Source organism: Sinorhizobium sp., assembly GCF_059070375.1.
In genome coordinates this window covers 1,310,746-1,331,738 of sequence record NZ_JCACWC010000003.1, presented here as the reverse complement: position 1 = coordinate 1,331,738, position 20,993 = coordinate 1,310,746, and the positions used below count along the sequence as shown (strand labels likewise).

The window sequence follows — 20,993 nt, the reverse complement described above, 5'->3', positions numbered from 1 at the left end:
ACACTTGTCACCCTATCTGCACTGCCTCAGTGGGCAATCGAAGTGCCCGCTTCGTCCTGCGAATCAACGGACGGCAGGGCGGCCGGCTGGCTTGCCGGGTCCCATTCGATGGGCTCCGGAAGCCGCAGCAACGCGTGCTCGATCACCTCGCCCATCCGCGAAACGGGGATGATTTCGAGGCTGTTCTTGACGTTGTCAGGGATGTCGGCGAGGTCCTTGGCGTTCTCCTCGGGGATCAGCACCTTCTTGATGCCGCCGCGCAGAGCTGCCAGCAACTTCTCCTTCAAACCGCCGATCGGCAGCACGCGTCCACGCAGGGTGATTTCACCGGTCATCGCCACGTCCTTGGAGATGGGGATACCGGTCATCACCGACACGATCGCCGTCGCCATGGCGACACCGGCCGACGGGCCGTCCTTCGGGGTCGCGCCCTCCGGCACGTGGACGTGAATGTCGCGCTTGTCGAACAGCGGCGGCTCGATGCCGAAATCGATCGCGCGCGAGCGGACATAGGATGCCGCCGCCGAAATGGATTCCTTCATCACGTCACGCAGGTTGCCGGTAACCGTCATGCGGCCCTTGCCGGGCATCATCACGCCTTCGATCGTCAGCAGTTCGCCGCCGACCTCAGTCCAGGCAAGACCGGTGACCACCCCGACCTGATCGTCACGCTCGGCTTCGCCGTGGCGGAAGCGCGGCACACCGAGATAGTCGTGGATGTTCTCGGCCGTCACTTCGACCTTCTTGGTCTTGCCCTTGAGGATCTCCGTCACCGCCTTGCGCGCCAGCTTCATCAGCTCGCGCTCGAAGTTGCGGACGCCCGCTTCTCGCGTGTAGTTCTGGATGACCGCCATAAGAGCGCCATCCGTGACGGAGAACTCGTTCGTCTGGAGCGCATGGTCGCGGATCGCCTTCGGCAGCAGGTGCCGCTTGGCAATCTCCCGCTTTTCGTCTTCGGTATAGCCGGCAATGCGGATGACTTCCATGCGGTCCATCAGCGGCGGCGGAATGTTGAGCGTGTTCGCCGTGGTGATGAACATCACGTTGGAGAGGTCGTATTCCACCTCCAGGTAGTGATCCATGAACGTCGAGTTCTGTTCCGGATCGAGCACCTCCAGGAGCGCCGAAGACGGATCGCCACGGAAGTCCTGACCCATCTTGTCGATCTCGTCGAGCAGGAAGAGCGGGTTGGACTTCTTCGCCTTCTTCATCGACTGGACGACCTTACCCGGCATGGAGCCGATATAGGTCCGCCGATGGCCACGAATTTCGGCCTCGTCCCGAACGCCGCCCAGCGCCATGCGGATATATTCGCGGCCGGTCGCCTTTGCGATCGACTTGGCGAGCGACGTCTTGCCGACGCCGGGAGGGCCGACGAGGCACAGGATCGGCCCCTTGATCTTGGACGAACGGGCCTGCACCGCCAGATATTCGACGATGCGTTCCTTTACCTTGTCCAGACCGAAGTGATCGGTATCCAGCACCTTTTCGGCATGGTTGAGATCGGTCTTGATCTTCGACTTCTTGCCCCAGGGCAGGCCCAGCAGCCAGTCGAGATAGTTGCGCACGACCGTCGCTTCCGCCGACATCGGGCTCATCTGGCGCAGCTTCTTCAGCTCCGCATCGGCCTTTTCACGGGCTTCCTTGGAGAGCTTTGTCTTGGAGATGCGCTCTTCGAGTTCGGCCATCTCGTCACGGCCGTCCTCGCTGTCGCCGAGCTCCTTCTGAATCGCCTTCATCTGCTCATTCAGGTAGTACTCGCGCTGCGTCTTCTCCATCTGGCGCTTGACGCGCGAACGGATGCGCTTTTCGACCTGAAGAACCGAGATCTCGCCTTCCATGAAGCCGAGCGCCTTTTCGAGCCGCATCTTCACGCTCGTCGTCTCCAGCATTTCCTGCTTTTCGACGATCTTGATCGACAGATGCGATGCGACGGTATCGGCGAGCTTCGAGTAGTCTTCGATCTGGCTCGCGACGCCGACGACTTCCGGCGAAATCTTCTTGTTGAGCTTCACATAGCTTTCGAATTCGGAAACGACCGAACGGCTCAGCGCCTCGATCTCGACCGGATCCTCGTCCGGTTCGGGCAGCGCATGGGCGACTGCCTCGTAGAAATCGTCACGCGGCGTATAGCGATCGATCTCGGCACGCGACCGTCCTTCGACCAGAACCTTCACGGTTCCGTCGGGGAGCTTCAGAAGCTGCAGCACGTTTGCAATCGTGCCGACTTTGTAAATGGCGGCGGGTTCCGGATCGTCATCCGTAGCGTTGATCTGGGTCACGAGCATGATCTGCTTGTCGGTACCCATGACCTCTTCGAGTGCACGGATCGACTTCTCCCGGCCGACGAAGAGCGGCACGATCATGTGGGGGAACACCACGATGTCACGCAGCGGCAGAACCGGATAGGTCGCGCTTTCAGTCGCCGGAGACGTTTTGTTCGTCATATCATTTCCTTTCCGTCCCGATGTTCGGGCCCGTTTCCGGGAGCCTCTGCGGCACTCCCGGCTGTCACATTTCGTACATGAAAGTGGAGTGCAAGAGAGGCCTTTTCAAGGTACGGCGCAATCCCCGCCTTCATGGATAATCCCCGACCTTTAAGCTCGGATGCTGTTGCAGACCTTGCGAGCTGCCCGGATATCGCGGCCTGCAAATGCGCATCCATTGAATCTGCGCATCATCGCGTTGTTGCGGCACTTTAGCAACAATCGATTGGTGCGATCACCATGATTTTGAACTGAAACATTCGAGGGAACGGGCCCGAACGGCGGCTGCAGAGCCGCCCTCCAAAATGCCGGTTCCGGACCGCTTCGCCGGCACGATCGCAACGGCGTCACATGAAAAAGCCCCCACGCGGGGGGCTCTTCAAACAATCGTGAGGGCCAGCGCGCCCGATAAGACGCGCTGCGCTTGAGGCTCAAGCCGAAACGTTGGTCTTCTCCTCGGAACGCTCCGAGTAGATATAGAGCGGCCGCGCCGTTCCCTTGACGACCTCGTCCGAAATGACGACTTCGCGAACGCCTTCCAGCGTCGGCAGCTCGAACATGGTGTCGAGCAGGATCTTCTCCATGATCGAACGCAGGCCGCGTGCGCCGGTCTTGCGGACGATGGCACGGCGGGCGATCTCACGCAGCGCGTCCTCGTGGAAGTTCAGTTCGACGTCTTCCATCTCGAAAAGCCGCTGATACTGCTTGACCAGAGCGTTCTTCGGCTCCGACAGGATCTGGATCAGCGCATCCTCGTCGAGGTCCTCGAGCGTCGCCAGAACCGGCAAGCGCCCGATGAATTCCGGGATCAGGCCGAACTTCACCAGATCTTCCGGTTCGAGCTCGCGCAGCACCTCGCCGACGCGCCGGTCTTCCGGAGCGCGCACCGTCGCGCCGAAGCCGATCGACGTCTTCTCTCCGCGGGCGGAGATGATCTTGTCGAGGCCCGCAAAAGCGCCGCCGCATATGAAGAGGATATTCGTCGTATCCACCTGCAGGAACTCCTGCTGCGGATGCTTGCGGCCGCCCTGGGGCGGGACCGATGCGACGGTACCTTCCATGATCTTCAGAAGCGCCTGCTGCACGCCCTCGCCCGAAACGTCGCGCGTGATCGACGGGTTGTCGGACTTACGGGAAATCTTGTCGACCTCATCGATGTAGACGATGCCGCGCTGGGCGCGCTCGACGTTGTAATCGGCCGCCTGCAGGAGCTTGAGGATGATGTTCTCGACATCCTCACCGACATAGCCGGCCTCGGTCAGCGTCGTCGCGTCCGCCATCGTGAAGGGAACGTCGATGATTCGAGCGAGCGTCTGCGCAAGATAGGTCTTGCCGCAGCCGGTCGGCCCGACCAGCATGATGTTCGACTTCGCCAGCTCCACGTCGCTGCTCTTTGCCGCATGGGCAAGGCGCTTGTAGTGGTTATGCACGGCGACCGACAGGATACGCTTGGCCTGCTGCTGGCCGATGACGTATTCGTCGAGGACCTTGATGATCTCCTGCGGCGTCGGAACGCCGTCGCGGGACTTGACCATCGAGGTCTTGTTCTCTTCGCGGATAATGTCCATGCAGAGTTCGACGCATTCATCGCAGATGAACACGGTCGGTCCGGCAATCAGCTTGCGGACTTCATGCTGGCTCTTGCCGCAAAACGAACAATAGAGAGTATTCTTCGAGTCACCGCCGTTGCTACCGCTGACCTTGCTCATTTCCACTTCCTTCCAGCACGCCGGACACCTTCGGAAAGATATCACGGACACTCAGTTCGCCTTGCACGTCGGCTCCAGGCGCCGCCCAAGGCTCTTGGGAGTACTCACCGTACCGGGCGAAGGCCCGATCACCGGTTGCAACGACTCTCCCCATCAAATCCGAATGCTATGCTCCTTGTTCCAACATAGCATTAAGGATTCATATTAACGGCTTTGCCCCTTGGATAAAGCCCCTTCGCCATTACAAATGTGTCACAATTACATCTGTGGCGACACAAAAGCCCGTGTTCGAACCTATTCCATGCCCTCGACCGCATCGCGCGACGTGATCACCTTGTCGATCAAACCCCAGTCGAGCGCCTCGTCCGCACTCATGAAATGATCGCGGTCGAGCGTCTGCTCGACTTCTTCGTAGGTGCGGCCGCAATGCTTGACGTAAACCTCGTTCAACCGGCGCTTCATCTTGAGAATGTCGCGTGCATGCCGTTCGATGTCGGACGCCTGGCCCTGGAACCCGCCGGAGGGCTGGTGGACCATGATGCGCGAATTGGGCGTTGCGAAGCGCATGTCCTTGTGGCCGGCGGCAAGCAGCAGCGAGCCCATCGACGCCGCCTGACCGATGCAGAGCGTCGAGACCGCCGGCTTGATGAACTGCATGGTGTCGTAGATCGCCATGCCCGCTGTCACGACACCGCCCGGAGAGTTGATGTAGAGAGCGACTTCCTTCTTCGGGTTTTCCGCCTCGAGGAACAGCAACTGTGCGCAGACCAGCGTCGCCATGTGGTCTTCGACAGGCCCCGTCAGGAAGATGATGCGCTCCTTGAGCAGTCGCGAATAGATATCGTAGGATCGCTCGCCGCGATTGGTCTGCTCAACAACCATCGGCACCAGCGCCATGGCCGTATCAACTGGATTTCTCATATCGAACCTTCATCAATCGGGACCGCATCCCTTCGCGGACCGGAATCATCGGATAAGCCTCAGACCTTACATAGAGTGTCAATGCCCTTCACTTCAAGACGCGAACATTCGATAAACTGAATAGTCGCGGGCCCGGGGTCCAGAGCTTTTTATCGGCGTGGCGGATTGGCGGTAGAACAATTTTCCAATTCTTTATGCCGTCGCGCATGCCCCGGGCGCCTTCCTCACAGGCATTCGCAGAGGCGCGGTAAACGACTGGTAAATTCCGACGCCTTTCAAAGCTGGGACTCCAACGGCAGAAAGCGGATCACGCCGGCGATCAGCCGGCGGAGAATGCTTGCGTCCGGCTCGCGCCGCAGCAGCCGCAGGGAGCCGTTCGTCCGGTCCCGCCACGCGGGCCGGCCGTCCTTAAGCATCAGGCGATAGCTTCGCTCCGGCGCCGTTTCCTCGTCGAAGATCGACTGAAGCTCGGCGGCGAGCGCCTCGTCGGAGAAGACGATGCCCATCTCGGTGTTGAGCGACGCGGAACGCGGATCGAAATTCATGGAGCCAACATAACCGCAGAGGCCATCGACGACGAAGGCCTTGGTGTGGAGGCTCGCGTTTCGCGCTCCGAACAGCGACATACGGTGACGATCGAAGAAATCGCCGCGCTCCTTGAGCTCGTAAAGCTCGACACCGCCGTCAAGCAGGCCTTTGCGATACTTCACGTAGCCGCCATGCACCGCCGCGACGTCGGTTGCCGCGAGCGAATTCGTCAGCACCGCCACCCTCGCGCCCTTTCCCGCGAGCAGCGCCAGCACGCGCGTCCCCGCTGCGCCGGGGACGAAGTAAGGCGAGATGATCCGCAGATCACGCCTGGCGCCCTTGATCAGCGGGAACAGTTCGCGCAACAGCCAGTTCTGCCGCTTCTGCATCAGCGCCTTTTCCGGCGGGTCGAACGCCATGCGCATATCCGCGCTGCGATGGAGGGTCCGGCTCCCCCAATAGGGGCCGGGACCCGCGTCTGCGACCCTTTCGAGGTAGAAGCGCGCGGCCGCCGTGCACGCCAGCGCGTCCAGCGCCTCTCTCAGCGCCGGAAGGTACTGCTTGCGCGGCGTCCTGAGCGCGGCGATCGGCAGCACCGACGTGCTGTTCCAGTAGAGATCGAACATGGCCGTCGCCTGGTCGACGACCGGCCCCGCCATCCAGACGTCGAGGTCACGGAAGTTCGACAGTTCCGCCGCGTCGAAATAGGCATCGCCGATATTGCGCCCACCGGATATCGCCAGCCGGCCATCGGCAACCCACAGCTTGTTGTGCATCCGGCGCGTCGCACTGAAGGCCCGTATCGCCATTTCGAACCCGCGGCGGAAGCGGTCCGTTCGTGCCCGGCTTGGATTGAAGAGCCGCACGTCGACATTCGGATGTGCGTCGAGCGAAATGCAGAGACGATCATGGATGCCCGCATTGATATCATCGAGCAGCAGGCGGACGCGAACGCCGCGGTCGGCCGCTCGGATGATCTCGCGCGTCAGCAGAAATCCCGTCAGGTCGTCCTTCCAGTAGTAGTATTGCAGGTCCAGGCTGCGCCCCGCCCGGCGGGCCGAAAGCGCCCGCGCAACGAAGGCTTCGATGTTATCCGAAATGAGCGAGACCACGCTCTCGCCGGGTTGGGCGGCACCCAGCAGCGGGCCGAGATGCCGATCGATGCGCGTCTCGTCTCCGCCGATGGGGAGCGCGAATGATGGTTCGATCCGCGGCCTGCGACCAAACCAGCCGTAAACGTAGAGGACCGCGACCAGGAAGAGCCCGCAGAGCGCTACGAGAAAAAGTGCAATCCACGACAACATCAGACGCTGCCCTGCCGCAAGTTTCACCGGAGCCGATCAAGGATGAAACATGCGGAAACCAATATACGACGGCGACCAGCGCGCCCCCACCGTGGAGCGCGTGCGACACCGCTATCCCTGCCCCGCATCGGCCAATCGGGCTTCCTCACCCTCGGGGCCGTCCTTCTGGACGACCTTGAGATCGATCGAGGCCTTGACGGGCAGATGGTCCGAAGCCACTCGCGCCAGGGGCGTGTCGTGCACGGCCACCGAGGTTACAAGATGATGCGGATTGCCGAGCACCCGGTCGAGCGGCAGCAGCGGAAAACGCGAGGGGAAGCTGGCAACGGCTGAATGCGACGGGTCGAATATAGGACTGAGGAAGCTGAGCGAGGAGCGTTTGCCCATGCGCCATTCGTTGAGGTCGCCGATCAGCAGCGTCGGACGGCCGGCGCCGTCCGCCGTCGCCTTCAAAAGCGATTCCGCCTGGCGCGCCCGGGAATGACGCAGCAGGCCAAGGTGGGCGGCGATCACCCGCAACGGACCCGCCTTCAGGTCGAGATCGACGACGAGGGCACCGCGCGGCTCGACGCCCGGCAATTTCAGCTGCCTTACGTCGGAAACCGCACCCTCACGGATAAGCAGGACGTTGCCATGCCATCCGTGGCCCTTCTCGCTGAAAGGCGAAATCGGAACGGAGACAAGATGCGCCTCACGGCGTAGGTGCTCGAGATCGAGGAGCCCCGCGCGCTCACCGAATCTCTGGTCGGCCTCCTGAAGCGCGACGATATCCGCACCGATCTCGGCGATGACCTGCGCAATTCGCGGCGGGTCGAAGCGCCCGTCGGTGCCCACGCATTTGTGGATATTATAGGAAGCGATCACGATGTCGCCGCGGTTCACGGCGGCATCACGGTTGACGACCGTCGGCCGCCGCTTTCGTATCGCTGCCATGATGCCCGCGGATAGATTGCCTTGCGTCTTTGCCATGCCGCTCCCTGCTTGCTGCCGCATCATGCTCAAATAGGTCGGGCGGTGCTACCGGAAAAGTAGCTAGCGGCGATGTTGTTCCTTCCGGTGCCGAAGGCACTTGCAGTCAGCCCTCATGGCGCAATAGAGATGCGGATCGCCATCCGATCGCAGCATTCGAAGAGTCGATATCATGTCCATCGCCCCCGGTATCACCATCGACGGCCCCGCCCGGCGCGTCTCCCTGGACGTCCGCAACCCCCGCTTCTTCCGCAATCCGCTGCCGGCCTACGCGGCACTCCATGCGCAATGTCCGGCCTTTTTCTGGGAGGAGCCGCAGCAGTGGTTCTTTGCGGGCTACGAGCAGGTGAACAGTCTATTGCGCGACCGCCGCTTCGGCCGACAGATCCTGCATGTCGCCACCCGGGAAGAACTCGGCATGCCGAAACCGAAACCGCATCTGAAGGCTTTCGATGCGCTGGAGGAACACTCGCTGCTCGAACTGGAGCCGCCGGCCCATACGCGGCTGCGCACGCTCGTCAATCGCGCCTTCGTCTCCCGTCAGATCGAACAGCTCAGGCCGGAAATCGAGGCGCTCTCGCATGCTGTGATCGACGGCTTCGAGAAGGATCGCCAGACCGAGCTGTTGAAGACCTATGCCGAGACGATCCCGGTCACCATCATCGCGCGGATGCTCGGCATCCCGGTCGAAGCGGCGCCGCGTCTGCTCGACTGGTCGCACCGCATGGTGAAGATGTACGTGTTCAATCCCAGCCTGGAAACGGAGTTCGACGCCAACCAAGCATCGGCGGAGTTCGCCGACTACCTGAGAGGAATCATAGCGGAGAAGCGGGCGAACCCCGCCGACGACCTGCTCACGCATATGATCACCTCGGAAAAAGACGGCGAGCGCCTGTCGGATGCGGAGCTGATTTCGACCACGGTCCTCCTTCTGAATGCGGGCCACGAGGCGACGGTTCATCAGATCGGCAATGCCGTGCACACGATCCTGCAGTCCGGCCTCTCCCCCACCGAGCTTTTTTCGGACGAGAAGGCGACGGAGCGCACCGTGGAAGAGTGTCTGCGCTTCGCCGCGCCCTTGCATATCTTTCAGCGCTACGCGCTCATGGATATCGAGCTGGAGGACGGCATCGCCCTCAGGAAGGGGGACAAGATCGGCCTCATGCTGGGGGCGGCGAACGTCGATCCGCGCAAATTCTCCTCTCCCGATACGTTCAAGCCGGATCGCAACGAAGGCGCCAACGTCTCTTTCGGCGCCGGCCTGCATTTCTGCATCGGCGCACCGCTGGCACGGCTGGAGCTGCAGATTTCCCTGCCGATCCTGTTCCGGCGGCTTCCCGGAATGCGGCTCAAGAACGAGCCGCCGGTCAAGGACGCGTTCCACTTTCATGGTCTGGAGCGGCTCGATCTGGTCTGGTGAGCGGCGTCAGACGCGGATCACGTAGTCCTTGCGAGTCGTTTCAACGACTTCCCAGGTTCCCTTGAAGCCGGGTCTCAACACCAGGCTGTCGCCGGCTTCGAGATGAAGGGGCTCCCCGCCCTCTTCGGTCACGATCGAATGACCGGAGAGGATGTGGAAATATTCCCACTCGTCATAGACGATCCGCCACTTGCCGGGGGTGGCTTCCCATATGCCCGCATAGAGCCCGCCGGCCTCCTCGATATTCCAGGTGCGAAATTCCGGATTTCCAGAAATCAGCCTGTCGCGCGCCGGCGCCCCGATCTCAGCCTCGACGCAAGACGGATCGAATTTCAGCATATGGCCCATAAGAAGCCTCTACGTCCTGCCGTGCCTCTCAGGCCTTGCCCAGCGCCTGTTCCAGATCGGCAATGATGTCGGCCACGTCCTCGATGCCGACCGACAACCGGATGACGTCGGGTCCGGCGCCTGCGGCGACCTGCTGCTCCGGCGTGAGCTGCCGGTGCGTGGTCGAGGCGGGGTGGATCACGAGCGAACGCGTGTCGCCGATATTGGCAAGATGGGAGAACATTTCCAGTGCCTCGACAAAGCGCTTTCCCGCCTCGTATCCGCCCGCGAGCCCGAAAGTGAAGACGGCTCCCGCCCCCTTCGGCGAGTAGCGCTGCTGCAGCGCGTGGTTCGGATCGCCTTCGAGCCCGGAATAGCGGACCCAGGACACCTTCTCATGCCCCTTCAGCCATTTGGCGACCTCCAGCGCGTTGTCGCAATGGCGCTGCATCCTCAGCGGCAGCGTCTCGACGCCGGTCTGGATAAGGAAGGCGTTGAAGGGCGAAATCGCCGGACCGAAATCCCTCAGACCCAGGACCCGCGCGGCGATGGCGAAGGCGAAGTTGCCGAAGACCTGGTGCAGGACGATGCCGCCATATTCCGGCCTGGGCTCCGAGAGCAGCGGATACTTGCCGGATTTCGACCAGTCGAACGTACCGCCGTCGACGATGATCCCGCCCATCGAATTGCCATGACCGCCGATGAACTTGGTGAGCGAATGGACGACGATATCGGCGCCGTGTTCGAGCGGCCGCATCAGATAGGGCGTCGCCATCGTATTGTCGACGATGAGCGGCAGTCCATGCCGCCGCGCGACGTCTGCGATCGCGGCTATATCGACGAAGGTGCCGCCCGGATTGGCGAGGCTTTCGATGAAGATCGCCTTGGTGCGTTCGTCGATCTGCGCATCGAAGCTTTCGGGCTCCGCCGAATCGGCCCAACGGACCTGCCAGTCGAAGGCCTTGAAGGCATGGCCGAACTGATTTGCCGACCCGCCGTAAAGCTGTCTGGCGGAAACGAAATTGTCACCCGGCCTCATGATCGTATGGAAAACCAGCAGCTGGGCCGCATGCCCCGAGGAAACGGCCAGGCCGGCGGTCCCGCCTTCGAGCGCCGCGATCCGCTCCTCCAGTACCGCCTGGGTCGGGTTCATGATGCGGGTATAGATATTGCCGAATTGCTGAAGGCCGAAAAGTGCCGCCGCATGATCGGTGTCGTTGAAGACGAAACTGGTCGTCTGGTAGATCGGCGTCGCCCGCGCGCCGGTCGTCGGGTCCGGCTGGGCCCCGGCGTGGATTGCAAGCGTGCTGAACCCGGGTCCGGATTTCATCGTCGTTCCTCCCTCATTTATTAACGATCAACCGATCAGTCGCGGATATTCGATTGCCGGGCAGCGGTCCATGACGACCTTGATGCCTGCGGCCTCGGCCTTGGCCGCAGCTGCATCGTCGCGGACGGACAGTTGTCCCCAGATGACCTTGGGCAGGGCCGGCAGCGACAGGATCTCGTCGACGAGCGCCGGCAAGGCCGAAGCCGCACGGAAGACGTCGACCATGTCGATCGCCTCCCCTATTTCCGCGAGGCGCGCTACCACCGGCTGGTCGAGAATCGTACCGCCCGCATGGCCGGGATTGACCGGAATGACGCGGTATCCCTTGCGCAGAAGAAAGGCCATGACGCGATAGCTCGGCCGCTCCGGCTTCGGCGAAGCGCCGACAAGCGCGATGGTCTTCGTCTCGCGCAGGATGTCGGCAAGATAATAATCCGGGTAGGCATCGTGGTGCATGCTTGTTGTCCGCGCATGTTTATCATGCGGAGCGATAGTTGGCGTGGAGCGGCTGCGAGTCTAACCAAGGCACCTTCCCCGGCTATGCATTTGCACCGTTTCGTTGCGATCGATCTGTAATTCCGGTTGCATTTCGGCAAATGCGAGCCCACAACCGGCTTTCCCGCCCAATCACCCCGCCGAGGTTCATCTTGCCGCCGGACGTCATTGCGCTCGTACTTCTCGGAGCGCTGCTGCACGCGACCTGGAACGCGCTCGTCAAGGCCGGCACGGAAAAATCGCTCGACGCCGCCATGGTGTCGCTTGGCGCCGCGGTCGTGGCGCTCCCCTTCCTGCCCTTCCTCCCGATGCCCGGTTCCGAGGCCGTGCCCTACATTCTGGTTTCGGCACTTTTCCAGTTCGCCTATTTCCAGCTGGTCGCAGCCGCTTACCGCGCAGGCGACATCGGGCTGGTCTATCCCTTGATGCGCGGCGTCGCTCCTCTTCTCGTCGCGGCGACGAGCAGCCTCGTCATCGGCGAGAAACTGAGCGGCGGCGCGATGGCCGGCATCATGACGATCTCCGCGGGCGTGCTCACGCTCGCCTTCGAATCCCGCAAGGGCGGCAGGCACGCCATCGTTCTGGCACTGCTCAATGCCTGCGTGATCGCGAGCTATACCTATGTCGACGGGATAGGCGCCCGCATTTCCGGCAATGCCATATCCTACACGCTCTGGATGGCATTGCTGCCGCCGGTCCTGCTCTTCGGCTGGGCCTTCGCCCGGCGCGGCGTCAAGCCGGTCGCGCGGCATGTGAGCCGTCACTGGTGGCGCGGGCTTGTCGGCGGCGCCGGATCGATCGGCTCCTATGGCCTTGCGCTCTGGGCGATGACGAAAGCCCCGGTCGCCACCGTCGCCGCCCTCCGCGAAACGGCGATCCTGTTCGCCGTCGTCATCTCCGTCGTGTTCCTCGGAGAACGCGTCAGCGCCTGGCGCATCATCGCCGCCTGCATCATCGCGCTCGGTGCCTTGCTCCTCAGGCTCGCCTGAGGCCCAGGACCTAAAGCGCGTCGCGCTCGTTACTGCATGTCGTTATCCCAAAACCGCTGCACACTTTTGGGCGACATGCACTATTCCTCCTTCCATTCCGGCATGCGCTTGCCGAGAAAGGCACCGATACCTTCCTCGGCATCGCGGGCGAGCATGTTCTCGACCATCACGCCGACAGCGAAGTCGTAGGCGTCGGCAAGCGGCATTTCCGTCTGACGGTAGAAAGCCTCCTTGCCGATCTTCAGCGCCTGCGGCGACTTCGAGGCAATGATCGACGCATATTTGTCGATGACCTGGCGCAGATATTGTTGTGGGACGATGCGGTTGACGAGACCGAACTCCTTCGCTGTCCCGGCATCGATCGTCTCACCGGTCAAAAGCATCTCCATCGCCTGTTTGCGATGGGCGGCGCGCGTCAGGGCGACCATCGGCGTAGAACAGAAAAGACCGATATTCACGCCGGGGGTGCAGAAGGTCGACGTGTCGGTGCAGATCGCGAGGTCGCAACTGGCGACCAGCTGGCACCCGGCGGCGGTCGCAAGGCCGTCGACTTCGGCGATGACCGCCTGCGGCAGCCTGGTGATCGTCAGCATGACTTCGGCTGCGAGGCGAATCGTTCGCTCGAAGAACGCCCGGCCACCGTCGGCGTCGGCCCTGTGCGAGGTCATTTCCTTGAGATCGTGGCCGGCGGAGAAGAGCTTGCCGGTCGCCGCGATCACGACGACCTTGATCTCCTTCGAGACGGCCGCTTCTTCGAGAGCCGCCAGCAGTGCTTCCATCAGGGCGATCGAAAGCACATTCGCCGGGGGATTGTTGAGGGTAAGCCGAAGGACCGGGCCATCGAACTCGCGCAGCAAGGGTCCGTTCGACTCTTCTTTCCTGAATGAAACGACGTCCGCCATGGCTCTCTCCCATATCGAAGTTCGTGTCGTGGTACGCCGCCGTCGCCGCTCTTTCAACCCCGCGCTCCCGACTGACCTATGACTGCCTTAGACCAATTTCCGGCTTGCACGGCGCTCCAGGACGTTTTGTAACGGGTGCAACCGAGGCAAGTAACACGGGAGAGAACGCGATGACCTTGCAGCCGGTCATGACCGTCGAGGAGCTCAACCGCTTTCTCGACACCGATTTTCCGCAGGTCCACACCGACGGAAAGGTCTTCGCGGTGACCGAGACCGGACCGGGCTTCGCCACGATGCGGCTCGACCCGAACGAGCGCCACATCCGTCCGGGCGGTACTGTCTCGGGCCCGACGCTCTTCGCGCTGGCGGACGTGTCGGCCTATGTCGCGCTCATCGCGCATATCGGTCCGGTCGCGCTTGCCGTCACCACCAGCCTCAACATCAACTTCCTGCGCAAGCCGGAACCGGAACCACTCGAATGTACCTGCCGGATTCTCAAACTCGGCAAACGGCTGGCCGTTCTCGACGCCTCGATAAAGACGGTAGCAAGTCCCGATTTGATCGCGCATGCGACGGCGACCTATTCGATTCCGCCCCGTTGAAGTGCGGTATAATAATACCACACTTGTAACTATATGAATTTGCTTCATCTTCTTTCACGGTGCGCGGAAAGTCGGCCTTGACCTTGATGGCGAGCTTCCTTATAAGCTGCCCCAGATCGCGGTCCGACTGGGCCGCCTTCTTTTTTGCCCTCATCGAGGTCAAAGCAAGCAACAAGAAACGCCCGGCTTCGTTTCCGGGTCCAAACGAAAGAGTTTAGATATGGCAACCTTCGTTCAGAAGCCTGCAGAGGTGGAGAAGAAGTGGATCATCATCGACGCCGAAGGCCTCGTTGTCGGTCGCCTCGCTTCCCTTATCGCAAACCGCCTGCGCGGCAAGCATAAAGCCACCTACACGCCGCATGTCGACGACGGCGACAACGTCATCGTCATCAATGCAGAGAAGGCCGTCCTCACCGGCAAGAAGTACACCGACAAGAAGTACTACTGGCACACCGGTTACCCCGGCGGCATTAAGGAGCGCACCGCGCGCCAGATCATCGAAGGTCGCTTCCCGGAGCGCGTCATCGAGAAGGCCGTCGAGCGCATGGTTCCGCGCGGCCCGCTCGGCCGTCGCCAGATGAAGAACCTGCGTGTCTACGCCGGCTCGAACCACCCGCATGAAGCACAGCAGCCGGCCGTCCTCGACGTCGCCAAGCTGAACAGCAAGAACACAAGGAGCGCCTGATAATGGCTGACCTTTCCGCTCTCAAGGAAATCGCCACGACCGCGGAACCGGCTGCTCCGGTTCACGTCAAGAAAGTCGACGCCCAGGGCCGCTCCTATGCGACCGGCAAGCGCAAGGACGCCGTCGCCCGCGTTTGGATCAAGGCCGGTTCCGGCAAGATCACCATCAACGGCAAGCCTTTCTCGGACTACTTCGCCCGTCCCGTTCTGCAGATGATCCTGCAGCAGCCGGTCGTCGCGGCAGCCCGTGACGGCCAGTTCGACATCGACGCGACCGTTGCCGGCGGCGGCCTTTCCGGCCAGGCCGGTGCCGTTCGTCACGGCATTTCCAAGGCCCTCACCTACTTCGAACCGGGCCTGCGTCCCGTTCTGAAGCGCGGCGGCTTCCTCACCCGCGACAGCCGCGTGGTCGAGCGCAAGAAGTACGGTCGTGCCAAGGCACGTCGTTCGTTCCAGTTCTCCAAGCGCTAATCGCTTGCAGACTGCACTTTCGAAGGCCGGGCTCGTCCCGGCCTTTTTTCATGTGCATCCATAGCGTCCCCGTGCACATGATTTTTTGACGCCGGGCTCTTGCCTTGCCCCGATCGATTGGCCAACGTCCCGCACATCTGTCGGGAGAACAGCATGGCCAACAAGTCGATCGACCACGCGATCACTGCAAAATCACTGACGGCGGCGGCCTCCGATCCGACGCATGCCGGCATCCTTTCCTTCATGCGGCGGAAATACACCAAAGAGCTCAAGGGTGTGGAGGCGGTCGTCTGGGGAATCCCGTTCGATGCGGCGACGTCGAATCGCCCCGGCGCGCGCTTCGGGCCACAGGCGATCCGACGCGCATCGGCGATCTTCGACAACGATCCGCAATATCCGTTCCAGCGCGACCTGTTTGCCGACATGGCGACGATCGATTACGGCGATTGCCTGCTCGACTACGGCAACCATGCGAAGACTCCCCAGACGATCGAGCGCGAGGCGTCGAAAATCCTGAAGTCCGGCGCCTACCTGCTGACGCTCGGCGGCGACCACTTCGTCACCTATCCCATCCTCAGGGCCCATGCAGCCCTGCACGGGCCCCTCGCCCTCGTCCAGTTCGACGCCCATCAGGACACCTGGCCGGACGAGAAAGGCCGCATCGATCATGGCTCCTTCGTCGGCCGCGCGGCACGCGAGGGACTGATCGACGTGGAACGCTCGATCCAGATCGGCATCCGGACGCATGCTCCGGACGATTGCGGCCTTCGGATCGTCTACGGCGACGAGCTCGAGGAGATGCGCGCCGAGGAGATCGCCGATACCATCATCCGCCATGTCGACAGCCGCCCCGCCTATCTGACCTTCGATATAGATTGCCTTGACCCGGCCTTTGCGCCCGGCACCGGCACGCCCGTGGCCGGCGGCCCGTCAAGCGCAAAGATACTGTCGGTCCTGCGCAAACTCGGCGCGCTTCATATCGCCGGGAGCGACGTGGTCGAGGTGGCGCCTGCCTACGACCACGCGGACCTCACCGCCATTGCTGGCTCGACCATCGCCATGTATATGCTGGGCCTGCGTGCCGAGTGGCTGGCGGAGAGGCGCGGCTGATCGAAGCGGCGGCGAGCACCCAAGAAATTGATTCAATTCTATGCCAGACTGATTCCGGAAACGCCGCTAACGGACTGCAGGAGCAGGAAAATCATGAAACCGAAGATCTTTATCGATGGCGAACACGGCACGACGGGCCTGCAGATCCGTGTGCGCATGGCCGGCCGTACGGATCTCGAACTCCTGTCCATTCCGGAAGCGGAGCGACGCAATGCAGCGATGCGCGAGGATCTCCTGAACCGCGCCGATATCGCCATCCTATGCCTGCCGGACGACGCCTCGCGGGAGGCCGTTGCCATGGTTGCCGGAAACAATCGCGTCCGCATCATTGATACGTCGACCGCGCATCGCGTCGCGCCCGACTGGGCCTATGGCTTTGCCGAGATGGACAAGGCGCAGCCCCAGCGGATCCGCGACGCGCGCCATGTCGCCAATCCCGGCTGCTACCCGACTGGAGCGATCGCCCTAATTCGCCCTCTGCGCCAGGCGGGTATCCTGCCGGACGGCTATCCCGTCACCGTCAATGCGGTGTCCGGCTATACCGGCGGCGGCAAGCAGATGATCGCGCAGATGGAGGACGACAAGAATCCGGACCACATCGACGCGCCGCATTTCCTCTACGGGCTTACGCTGAAGCACAAGCACGTGCCGGAAATGAAGATGCACGGGCTTCTCGAGCGCGCGCCGGTCTTCAGCCCTTCCGTCGGCAAGTTCGCGCAGGGGATGATCGTGCAGGTGCCGCTTTATCTCGAGGACCTGGCAGCCGGTGCAACGCTGGAAACGATCCATCGGGCCCTCGTCGACCATTATGCGGGACAGTCGATCGTTGAAGTCGTGCCGCTTGAAGAGAGCGCCAAGCTCGCCCGGATCGATGCAACGGAGCTCGCCGGCAGCGACGCCATGAAGCTTTTCGTTTTCGGTACCCAGGGTGGAGCGCATGTCAATCTGGTCGCGCTGCTCGACAATCTCGGCAAGGGCGCCTCGGGCGCCGCCGTCCAGAACATGGACCTGATGCTGTCCGCCTGACACGGCGAGTCAAGACGAAAACCCCGGCAGCGTTCCTGCCGGGGTTTTCGTTCGTTCGATCGCAGGCAAATCAGTCGCGCATTTCTATCGCCGTGTCTGTCGGATAGGTGCCGACGAAACCGCGCCAATGGGCGATCGCGAAGCCGAGCACGACGAGGGCGCCGCCCTGATGCAGCACGCCCCAGCCGATCGGTACCTGCAGTAGCAACGTCGTGATGCCGATTGCCGCCTGCACCGTCACCAGCGCGAACAGGAGCACCGAGCGGCGGGCATGTGTCGTCTCCGGCGCGGCGCGGAGGGACGCGATCATGTGCCAAAGCGCCAGTGCAAACAGCAGATAGGCGCCGAGACGGTGGACGAACTGCACCGTCTTCGGATTTTCGAAGAGATTGATCCAGGCGGGCTGCTGCACGAACAGACCGCCCGGCACGATCGCCCCGTCCATCAGCGGCCAGGTGTTGTAGCTCAGACCCGCATCGAGACCCGCGACGATCGCGCCCAGATAAATCTGGACGAGGCTCATGATCGCGATGGCCGCCGCCATGCCTTGCGACCTTTTCGTCGGATGCGCGTCGTCGGAATGCGGACACAGCCCCCGGTAAATCCACATGCAGGCGGCAAAGATCAGGCAGGCGATGGTCAGATGCGTGGCAAGCCGGTACTGGCTGACTGCAGTCCGTTCCGCCAGACCGGAGGATACCATCCACCAGCCGATGAATCCCTGAAAACCGCCGAGCGCCAGGATTCCGAGAAGCGGCAGCCGCAGACGCCGCTCGATCCGCCCCGTGATCCAGAAGAAGAAGAACGGCAAAGCGAAGATCACGCCGATGCCGCGCGCGAGCAGCCGGTGCGCCCATTCCCACCAGAAGATGGTCTTGAACTCGTCCACCGTCATGCCTTTGTTGATCTGCTCATATTGCGGAATGCGCTGGTAGAGGCGGAATTCCTCCTCCCATTCCTCCGCGGAGAGCGGCGGTATGACGCCGTGGACGGGTTTCCACTCGGTGATCGACAAGCCGGATTCGGTCAGTCGCGTCGCCCCTCCGACGAGCACCAGTGCAAACAGAGCGAAAAGAACGGCGGCGAGCCAGCCGCGGATTTGCCGGCGGTTGCGCTCGGTTCTGCCGATCTCTTTGAGCAGCATCTGTTCTGTTGCCAATTCGGCGTGGGCCATGGCACTTCCTCATCTGTCGCCGGAAACGGTACCGCTGTGCCGGCATTGCCGGTCAGGACGGTCTCAAAGCCGTTGATTTGCACCAGAGTGCCGTGCAAAACAAGGCCGAACCCTTTGCGGCATGCCGTCGCGGGCCGCCCGAGTGCCAACGCTGCCGCCACCGAAAGATCGAAAAATGCCCGTACGCCTCCGAAAACTGATCGGTACCGTCCTGCTCATCATCCTCGTCGTCGTCTACGCACTTGCGGCCGTTACCTTCGCTTCCCTGCTGCTCGGCGCGTCTCCCTGGTGGGTGCATCTGCTTTATTTCTTCTTCACCGGCCTGCTGTGGGTCCTTCCCGCCATGCTGATCATCAAATGGATGGAAAAACCCGCCGCCGATCACTGAGGTTTCCGAGCATGAGAATCGCGGTGATTTCCGATGTTCACGGCAACGATCTCGCGCTCGAGGCCGTGCTTGCCGACATCGATGCACAGGGCATCGACGAGATCGTCAATCTTGGCGATCATCTGAGCGGCCCGCTGAATGCCGCGCGGACAGCGGAGATCCTGATCCGCCGCCGTACCGCTGCGATACGCGGCAATCACGACCGCTATCTTCTCACGCTCGACCCTGCCCGCATGGGATTGTCCGACCGCTCCGCCCATGAAGAACTCGATGAGCGCCACCTCGACTGGCTGGCCGCTCTGCCGGCGACCCTGGTCTATCGGGACGCTCTCTTTCTCTGCCATGGCACGCCGACGAGCGACGAGGCCTACTGGATGGAAGCGCTGACGGGCGACGGCATCGTTCACATGGCGCGGCGCGCGGAGATCGAGCGCTTTGCCGACGACATCGAGCACCCCGTAATCCTCTGCGGCCACACGCATGTTCAACGTGCCCTGCGGCTTTCGGGCGGGCGGCTCCTGGTCAATCCGGGCAGTGTCGGATGCCCGGCCTATGGCGACGACCGGCCAGTCGCGCACAAGGTCGAAACCGGTTCGCCGGATGCCCGCTACGCCATCGTCGAGATGGCATCCGGCGACTGGAACGTCACCTTCCGCTGTGTCGGCTACGATCACATGGCGGCGTCGCTCCTCGCGGCCGAACGCGGCCGCGCCGAATGGGCAACGGCGCTCGCGACCGGATTCCTCGACTGAATTCTACCGGCCGCCTTGCCAGCATTTCCAGCGGCCGCCTGTTCCGGCTTCATATTCTCCTAACCCTGTTGTCTGCCGGGCAGGCGCGTGCCTGCCGGATTAATCAGATCTATCAGAATTCCCGTTTCAATGGCTGCATCACGCATGCGGATCGACAATGATGGCAAGTTCCGATTTCACCCTTTCACCGGAAGCCAGCGCCGGGCGGTATCTTTCGGCCGCGAGCGTCGCCCGTGAAGGCAGCGCTGCCGGCCGGATCACCATCTCCGTCCACGCGGACATGGACGAGATCGAAGCGGAATGGCGCGCGCTTGACGGAAGCAGCGGCAATTCGCTGCACCAGAGCTTCGACTGGTGTGCGGCGTGGACAAAGACGCATGGCAGCGAACTGCTGATCGTTCGTGGTGCGGCTGGCAGGGAGCCGCTTTTTCTCCTCCCGTTCGAGATCGAACGCGGCCGGCTTTTCCGCGCGGCGCGCCTGATCGGCTCGGAGCACAGCAATCTCAACACCGGCCTGTTCGGCCCCGGCATCGACAATGCGCCCGCTGCGGAGCTCACGGCAGCGCTCACCGGCGGCATCGGTCGCCAGCTCCGCCGTTTCGCGGACGTGATCGTGTTCGACCGGACGCCGCAGATCTGGCGCGGCGCGCCGCACCCCCTCGCCGCTCTGTCCGGCATCGAGAACCCGAACGCCTCCTTCCAATTGCCGCTTCTCGGCACCATCGAGCACACACTCGCCCAGATCAATGCCAAGCGGCGGCGCAAGAAGATGCGCATATCCGAAAGGCGCCTCGCCGAGATTGGCGGCTATGATTATGTTATCGCTCGCGAAACGCAGGAGGCCCACGCCCTGCTCGAGACTTTCTTCCGCCAGAAAGCCGCCCGCTTCGAGACACTCGGCCTGCCGGATGCCTTTCGTGATGCCGAGACGCGCGCCTTTTTCCATGCGCTGATCGATGCTGGGGCGCCCGAGCCCCTCCTCGAACTCAATGCGATAAGACTGAGGGGCGAATATGCCGGCCGAATTCTCGCGGTCGCCGGTCTCTCACGCAAGGGCGACCACGTCATCTGCCAGTTCGGTTCGATCGACGAGGAAATCGCCGCGGACGCCAGCCCGGGCGAGTTGCTGTTCTACAGAATGATCGAGCGCCTCTGCGCGGAAGGCGTCGCCGTCTTCGACTTCGGCATCGGCGACCAGCCTTACAAGCGGTCGTGGTGCACGGTGGAAACCCCGTTGCGCGACATCGTTCTGCCCCTCACGTTCCGCGGTCGGCTGGCCGCCGGCGGTTTCCGGGCGATCGCCGGGGCGAAACGGTTGGTCAAGGCCAACGAAACGCTTTATGCCTTCATTCAACGGCAGCGGCAGCGGCGGCAGGCATCGGCTGCAAGCGCGGAAGAACCGTGAC

Annotated in this window: 20 protein-coding genes; 10 read left to right on the top strand and 10 right to left on the bottom strand. The window is 62.4% G+C overall.

Features of this window, described 5'->3' with window-relative positions; genetic code table 11:
- Positions 1 to 26: 26 nt before the first annotated feature.
- The 5 genes from lon to AC5J09_RS18370 all read right to left on the bottom strand — a co-directional run bounded on the left by lon (position 27) and on the right by AC5J09_RS18370 (position 7,917).
- Positions 27 to 2,447, bottom strand: coding sequence for an endopeptidase La (gene lon / locus AC5J09_RS18390; RefSeq protein WP_100672188.1), 2,421 nt, complete (start codon positions 2,445 to 2,447; stop codon positions 27 to 29).
- Positions 2,448 to 2,917: 470 nt separating this feature from the next.
- Positions 2,918 to 4,195, bottom strand: a complete 1,278-nt coding sequence (gene clpX, locus AC5J09_RS18385; RefSeq protein ID WP_003531807.1) for an ATP-dependent Clp protease ATP-binding subunit ClpX — start codon at positions 4,193 to 4,195, stop codon at positions 2,918 to 2,920.
- Positions 4,196 to 4,489: 294 nt separating this feature from the next.
- Positions 4,490 to 5,116 carry an ATP-dependent Clp endopeptidase proteolytic subunit ClpP gene (gene clpP / locus AC5J09_RS18380; RefSeq protein ID WP_003531805.1) on the bottom strand — a complete coding sequence of 209 codons (627 nt, stop codon included), beginning with the start codon at positions 5,114 to 5,116 and terminating at the stop codon, positions 4,490 to 4,492.
- Between the two features lie 275 nt (positions 5,117 to 5,391).
- Positions 5,392 to 6,948 (bottom strand): phospholipase D family protein, encoded by a 1,557-nt coding sequence (locus AC5J09_RS18375; protein ID WP_494298175.1) that lies wholly within the window; start codon positions 6,946 to 6,948, stop codon positions 5,392 to 5,394.
- Positions 6,949 to 7,059: 111 nt separating this feature from the next.
- Positions 7,060 to 7,917 (bottom strand): endonuclease/exonuclease/phosphatase family protein, encoded by an 858-nt coding sequence (locus AC5J09_RS18370; protein ID WP_018094833.1) that lies wholly within the window; start codon positions 7,915 to 7,917, stop codon positions 7,060 to 7,062.
- 172 nt (positions 7,918 to 8,089) lie between these two features.
- Between AC5J09_RS18370 and AC5J09_RS18365 the strand changes: the two genes are divergently transcribed.
- Positions 8,090 to 9,337, top strand: a complete 1,248-nt coding sequence (locus AC5J09_RS18365; protein WP_494298174.1) for a cytochrome P450 — start codon at positions 8,090 to 8,092, stop codon at positions 9,335 to 9,337.
- Positions 9,338 to 9,343: 6 nt separating this feature from the next.
- On the opposite strand, the gene AC5J09_RS18360 is transcribed toward AC5J09_RS18365, so the two are convergent.
- From AC5J09_RS18360 to AC5J09_RS18350, 3 genes are read right to left on the bottom strand one after another with little or no spacing between them, the layout of a single operon-like run.
- Complete coding sequence (locus AC5J09_RS18360; protein ID WP_494298173.1) at positions 9,344 to 9,685, bottom strand: cupin domain-containing protein; 342 nt, start codon at positions 9,683 to 9,685, stop codon at positions 9,344 to 9,346.
- 28 nt (positions 9,686 to 9,713) lie between these two features.
- On the bottom strand, positions 9,714 to 10,994 hold the full coding sequence (locus AC5J09_RS18355) for an O-acetylhomoserine aminocarboxypropyltransferase (protein ID WP_411923107.1): 1,281 nt from the start codon (positions 10,992 to 10,994) through the stop codon (positions 9,714 to 9,716).
- Between the two features lie 27 nt (positions 10,995 to 11,021).
- Complete coding sequence (locus tag AC5J09_RS18350) at positions 11,022 to 11,450, bottom strand: CoA-binding protein (protein ID WP_127709298.1); 429 nt, start codon at positions 11,448 to 11,450, stop codon at positions 11,022 to 11,024.
- 191 nt (positions 11,451 to 11,641) lie between these two features.
- Between AC5J09_RS18350 and AC5J09_RS18345 the strand changes: the two genes are divergently transcribed.
- A complete protein-coding gene (locus tag AC5J09_RS18345; RefSeq protein ID WP_494298172.1) occupies positions 11,642 to 12,478 on the top strand; it encodes an EamA family transporter in 837 nt (278 codons plus the stop codon).
- A gap of 80 nt (positions 12,479 to 12,558) precedes the next feature.
- On the opposite strand, the gene AC5J09_RS18340 is transcribed toward AC5J09_RS18345, so the two are convergent.
- A complete protein-coding gene (locus AC5J09_RS18340; protein WP_275596468.1) occupies positions 12,559 to 13,380 on the bottom strand; it encodes an enoyl-CoA hydratase in 822 nt (273 codons plus the stop codon).
- Between the two features lie 170 nt (positions 13,381 to 13,550).
- On the opposite strand from AC5J09_RS18340, the gene AC5J09_RS18335 reads away from it, so the two are divergent.
- The 5 genes from AC5J09_RS18335 to argC all read left to right on the top strand — a co-directional run bounded on the left by AC5J09_RS18335 (position 13,551) and on the right by argC (position 17,273).
- Complete coding sequence (locus AC5J09_RS18335) at positions 13,551 to 13,982, top strand: PaaI family thioesterase (RefSeq protein WP_494298171.1); 432 nt, start codon at positions 13,551 to 13,553, stop codon at positions 13,980 to 13,982.
- A gap of 220 nt (positions 13,983 to 14,202) precedes the next feature.
- Positions 14,203 to 14,667, top strand: coding sequence for a 50S ribosomal protein L13 (gene rplM, locus AC5J09_RS18330; protein WP_018094825.1), 465 nt, complete (start codon positions 14,203 to 14,205; stop codon positions 14,665 to 14,667).
- Positions 14,668 to 14,669: 2 nt separating this feature from the next.
- The gene (gene rpsI, locus AC5J09_RS18325) at positions 14,670 to 15,137 is read left to right on the top strand and encodes a 30S ribosomal protein S9 (RefSeq protein WP_003529231.1); all 468 of its coding nucleotides are present in this window, start codon (positions 14,670 to 14,672) and stop codon (positions 15,135 to 15,137) included.
- 153 nt (positions 15,138 to 15,290) lie between these two features.
- Positions 15,291 to 16,247, top strand: a complete 957-nt coding sequence (speB, locus tag AC5J09_RS18320; RefSeq protein ID WP_494298170.1) for an agmatinase — start codon at positions 15,291 to 15,293, stop codon at positions 16,245 to 16,247.
- A gap of 93 nt (positions 16,248 to 16,340) precedes the next feature.
- Positions 16,341 to 17,273, top strand: a complete 933-nt coding sequence (gene argC / locus AC5J09_RS18315; RefSeq protein ID WP_494298169.1) for an N-acetyl-gamma-glutamyl-phosphate reductase — start codon at positions 16,341 to 16,343, stop codon at positions 17,271 to 17,273.
- Between the two features lie 70 nt (positions 17,274 to 17,343).
- Here argC and AC5J09_RS18310 read toward each other — a convergent pair whose 3' ends face one another.
- The gene (locus AC5J09_RS18310; RefSeq protein ID WP_494298168.1) at positions 17,344 to 18,447 is read right to left on the bottom strand and encodes a COX15/CtaA family protein; all 1,104 of its coding nucleotides are present in this window, start codon (positions 18,445 to 18,447) and stop codon (positions 17,344 to 17,346) included.
- A 175-nt stretch (positions 18,448 to 18,622) separates the two neighbouring features.
- Here AC5J09_RS18310 and AC5J09_RS18305 point away from each other — a divergent pair, with 175 nt between their 5' ends.
- The 3 genes from AC5J09_RS18305 (at position 18,623) to AC5J09_RS18295 (ending at position 20,992) form a co-directional block, all read left to right on the top strand.
- Positions 18,623 to 18,835, top strand: a complete 213-nt coding sequence (locus AC5J09_RS18305; protein ID WP_003529239.1) for a DUF2842 domain-containing protein — start codon at positions 18,623 to 18,625, stop codon at positions 18,833 to 18,835.
- 11 nt (positions 18,836 to 18,846) lie between these two features.
- Positions 18,847 to 19,587 carry a metallophosphoesterase family protein gene (locus AC5J09_RS18300; protein ID WP_275596473.1) on the top strand — a complete coding sequence of 247 codons (741 nt, stop codon included), beginning with the start codon at positions 18,847 to 18,849 and terminating at the stop codon, positions 19,585 to 19,587.
- A 157-nt stretch (positions 19,588 to 19,744) separates the two neighbouring features.
- Complete coding sequence (locus AC5J09_RS18295) at positions 19,745 to 20,992, top strand: GNAT family N-acetyltransferase (RefSeq protein ID WP_494298167.1); 1,248 nt, start codon at positions 19,745 to 19,747, stop codon at positions 20,990 to 20,992.
- Position 20,993: the final 1 nt, after the last annotated feature.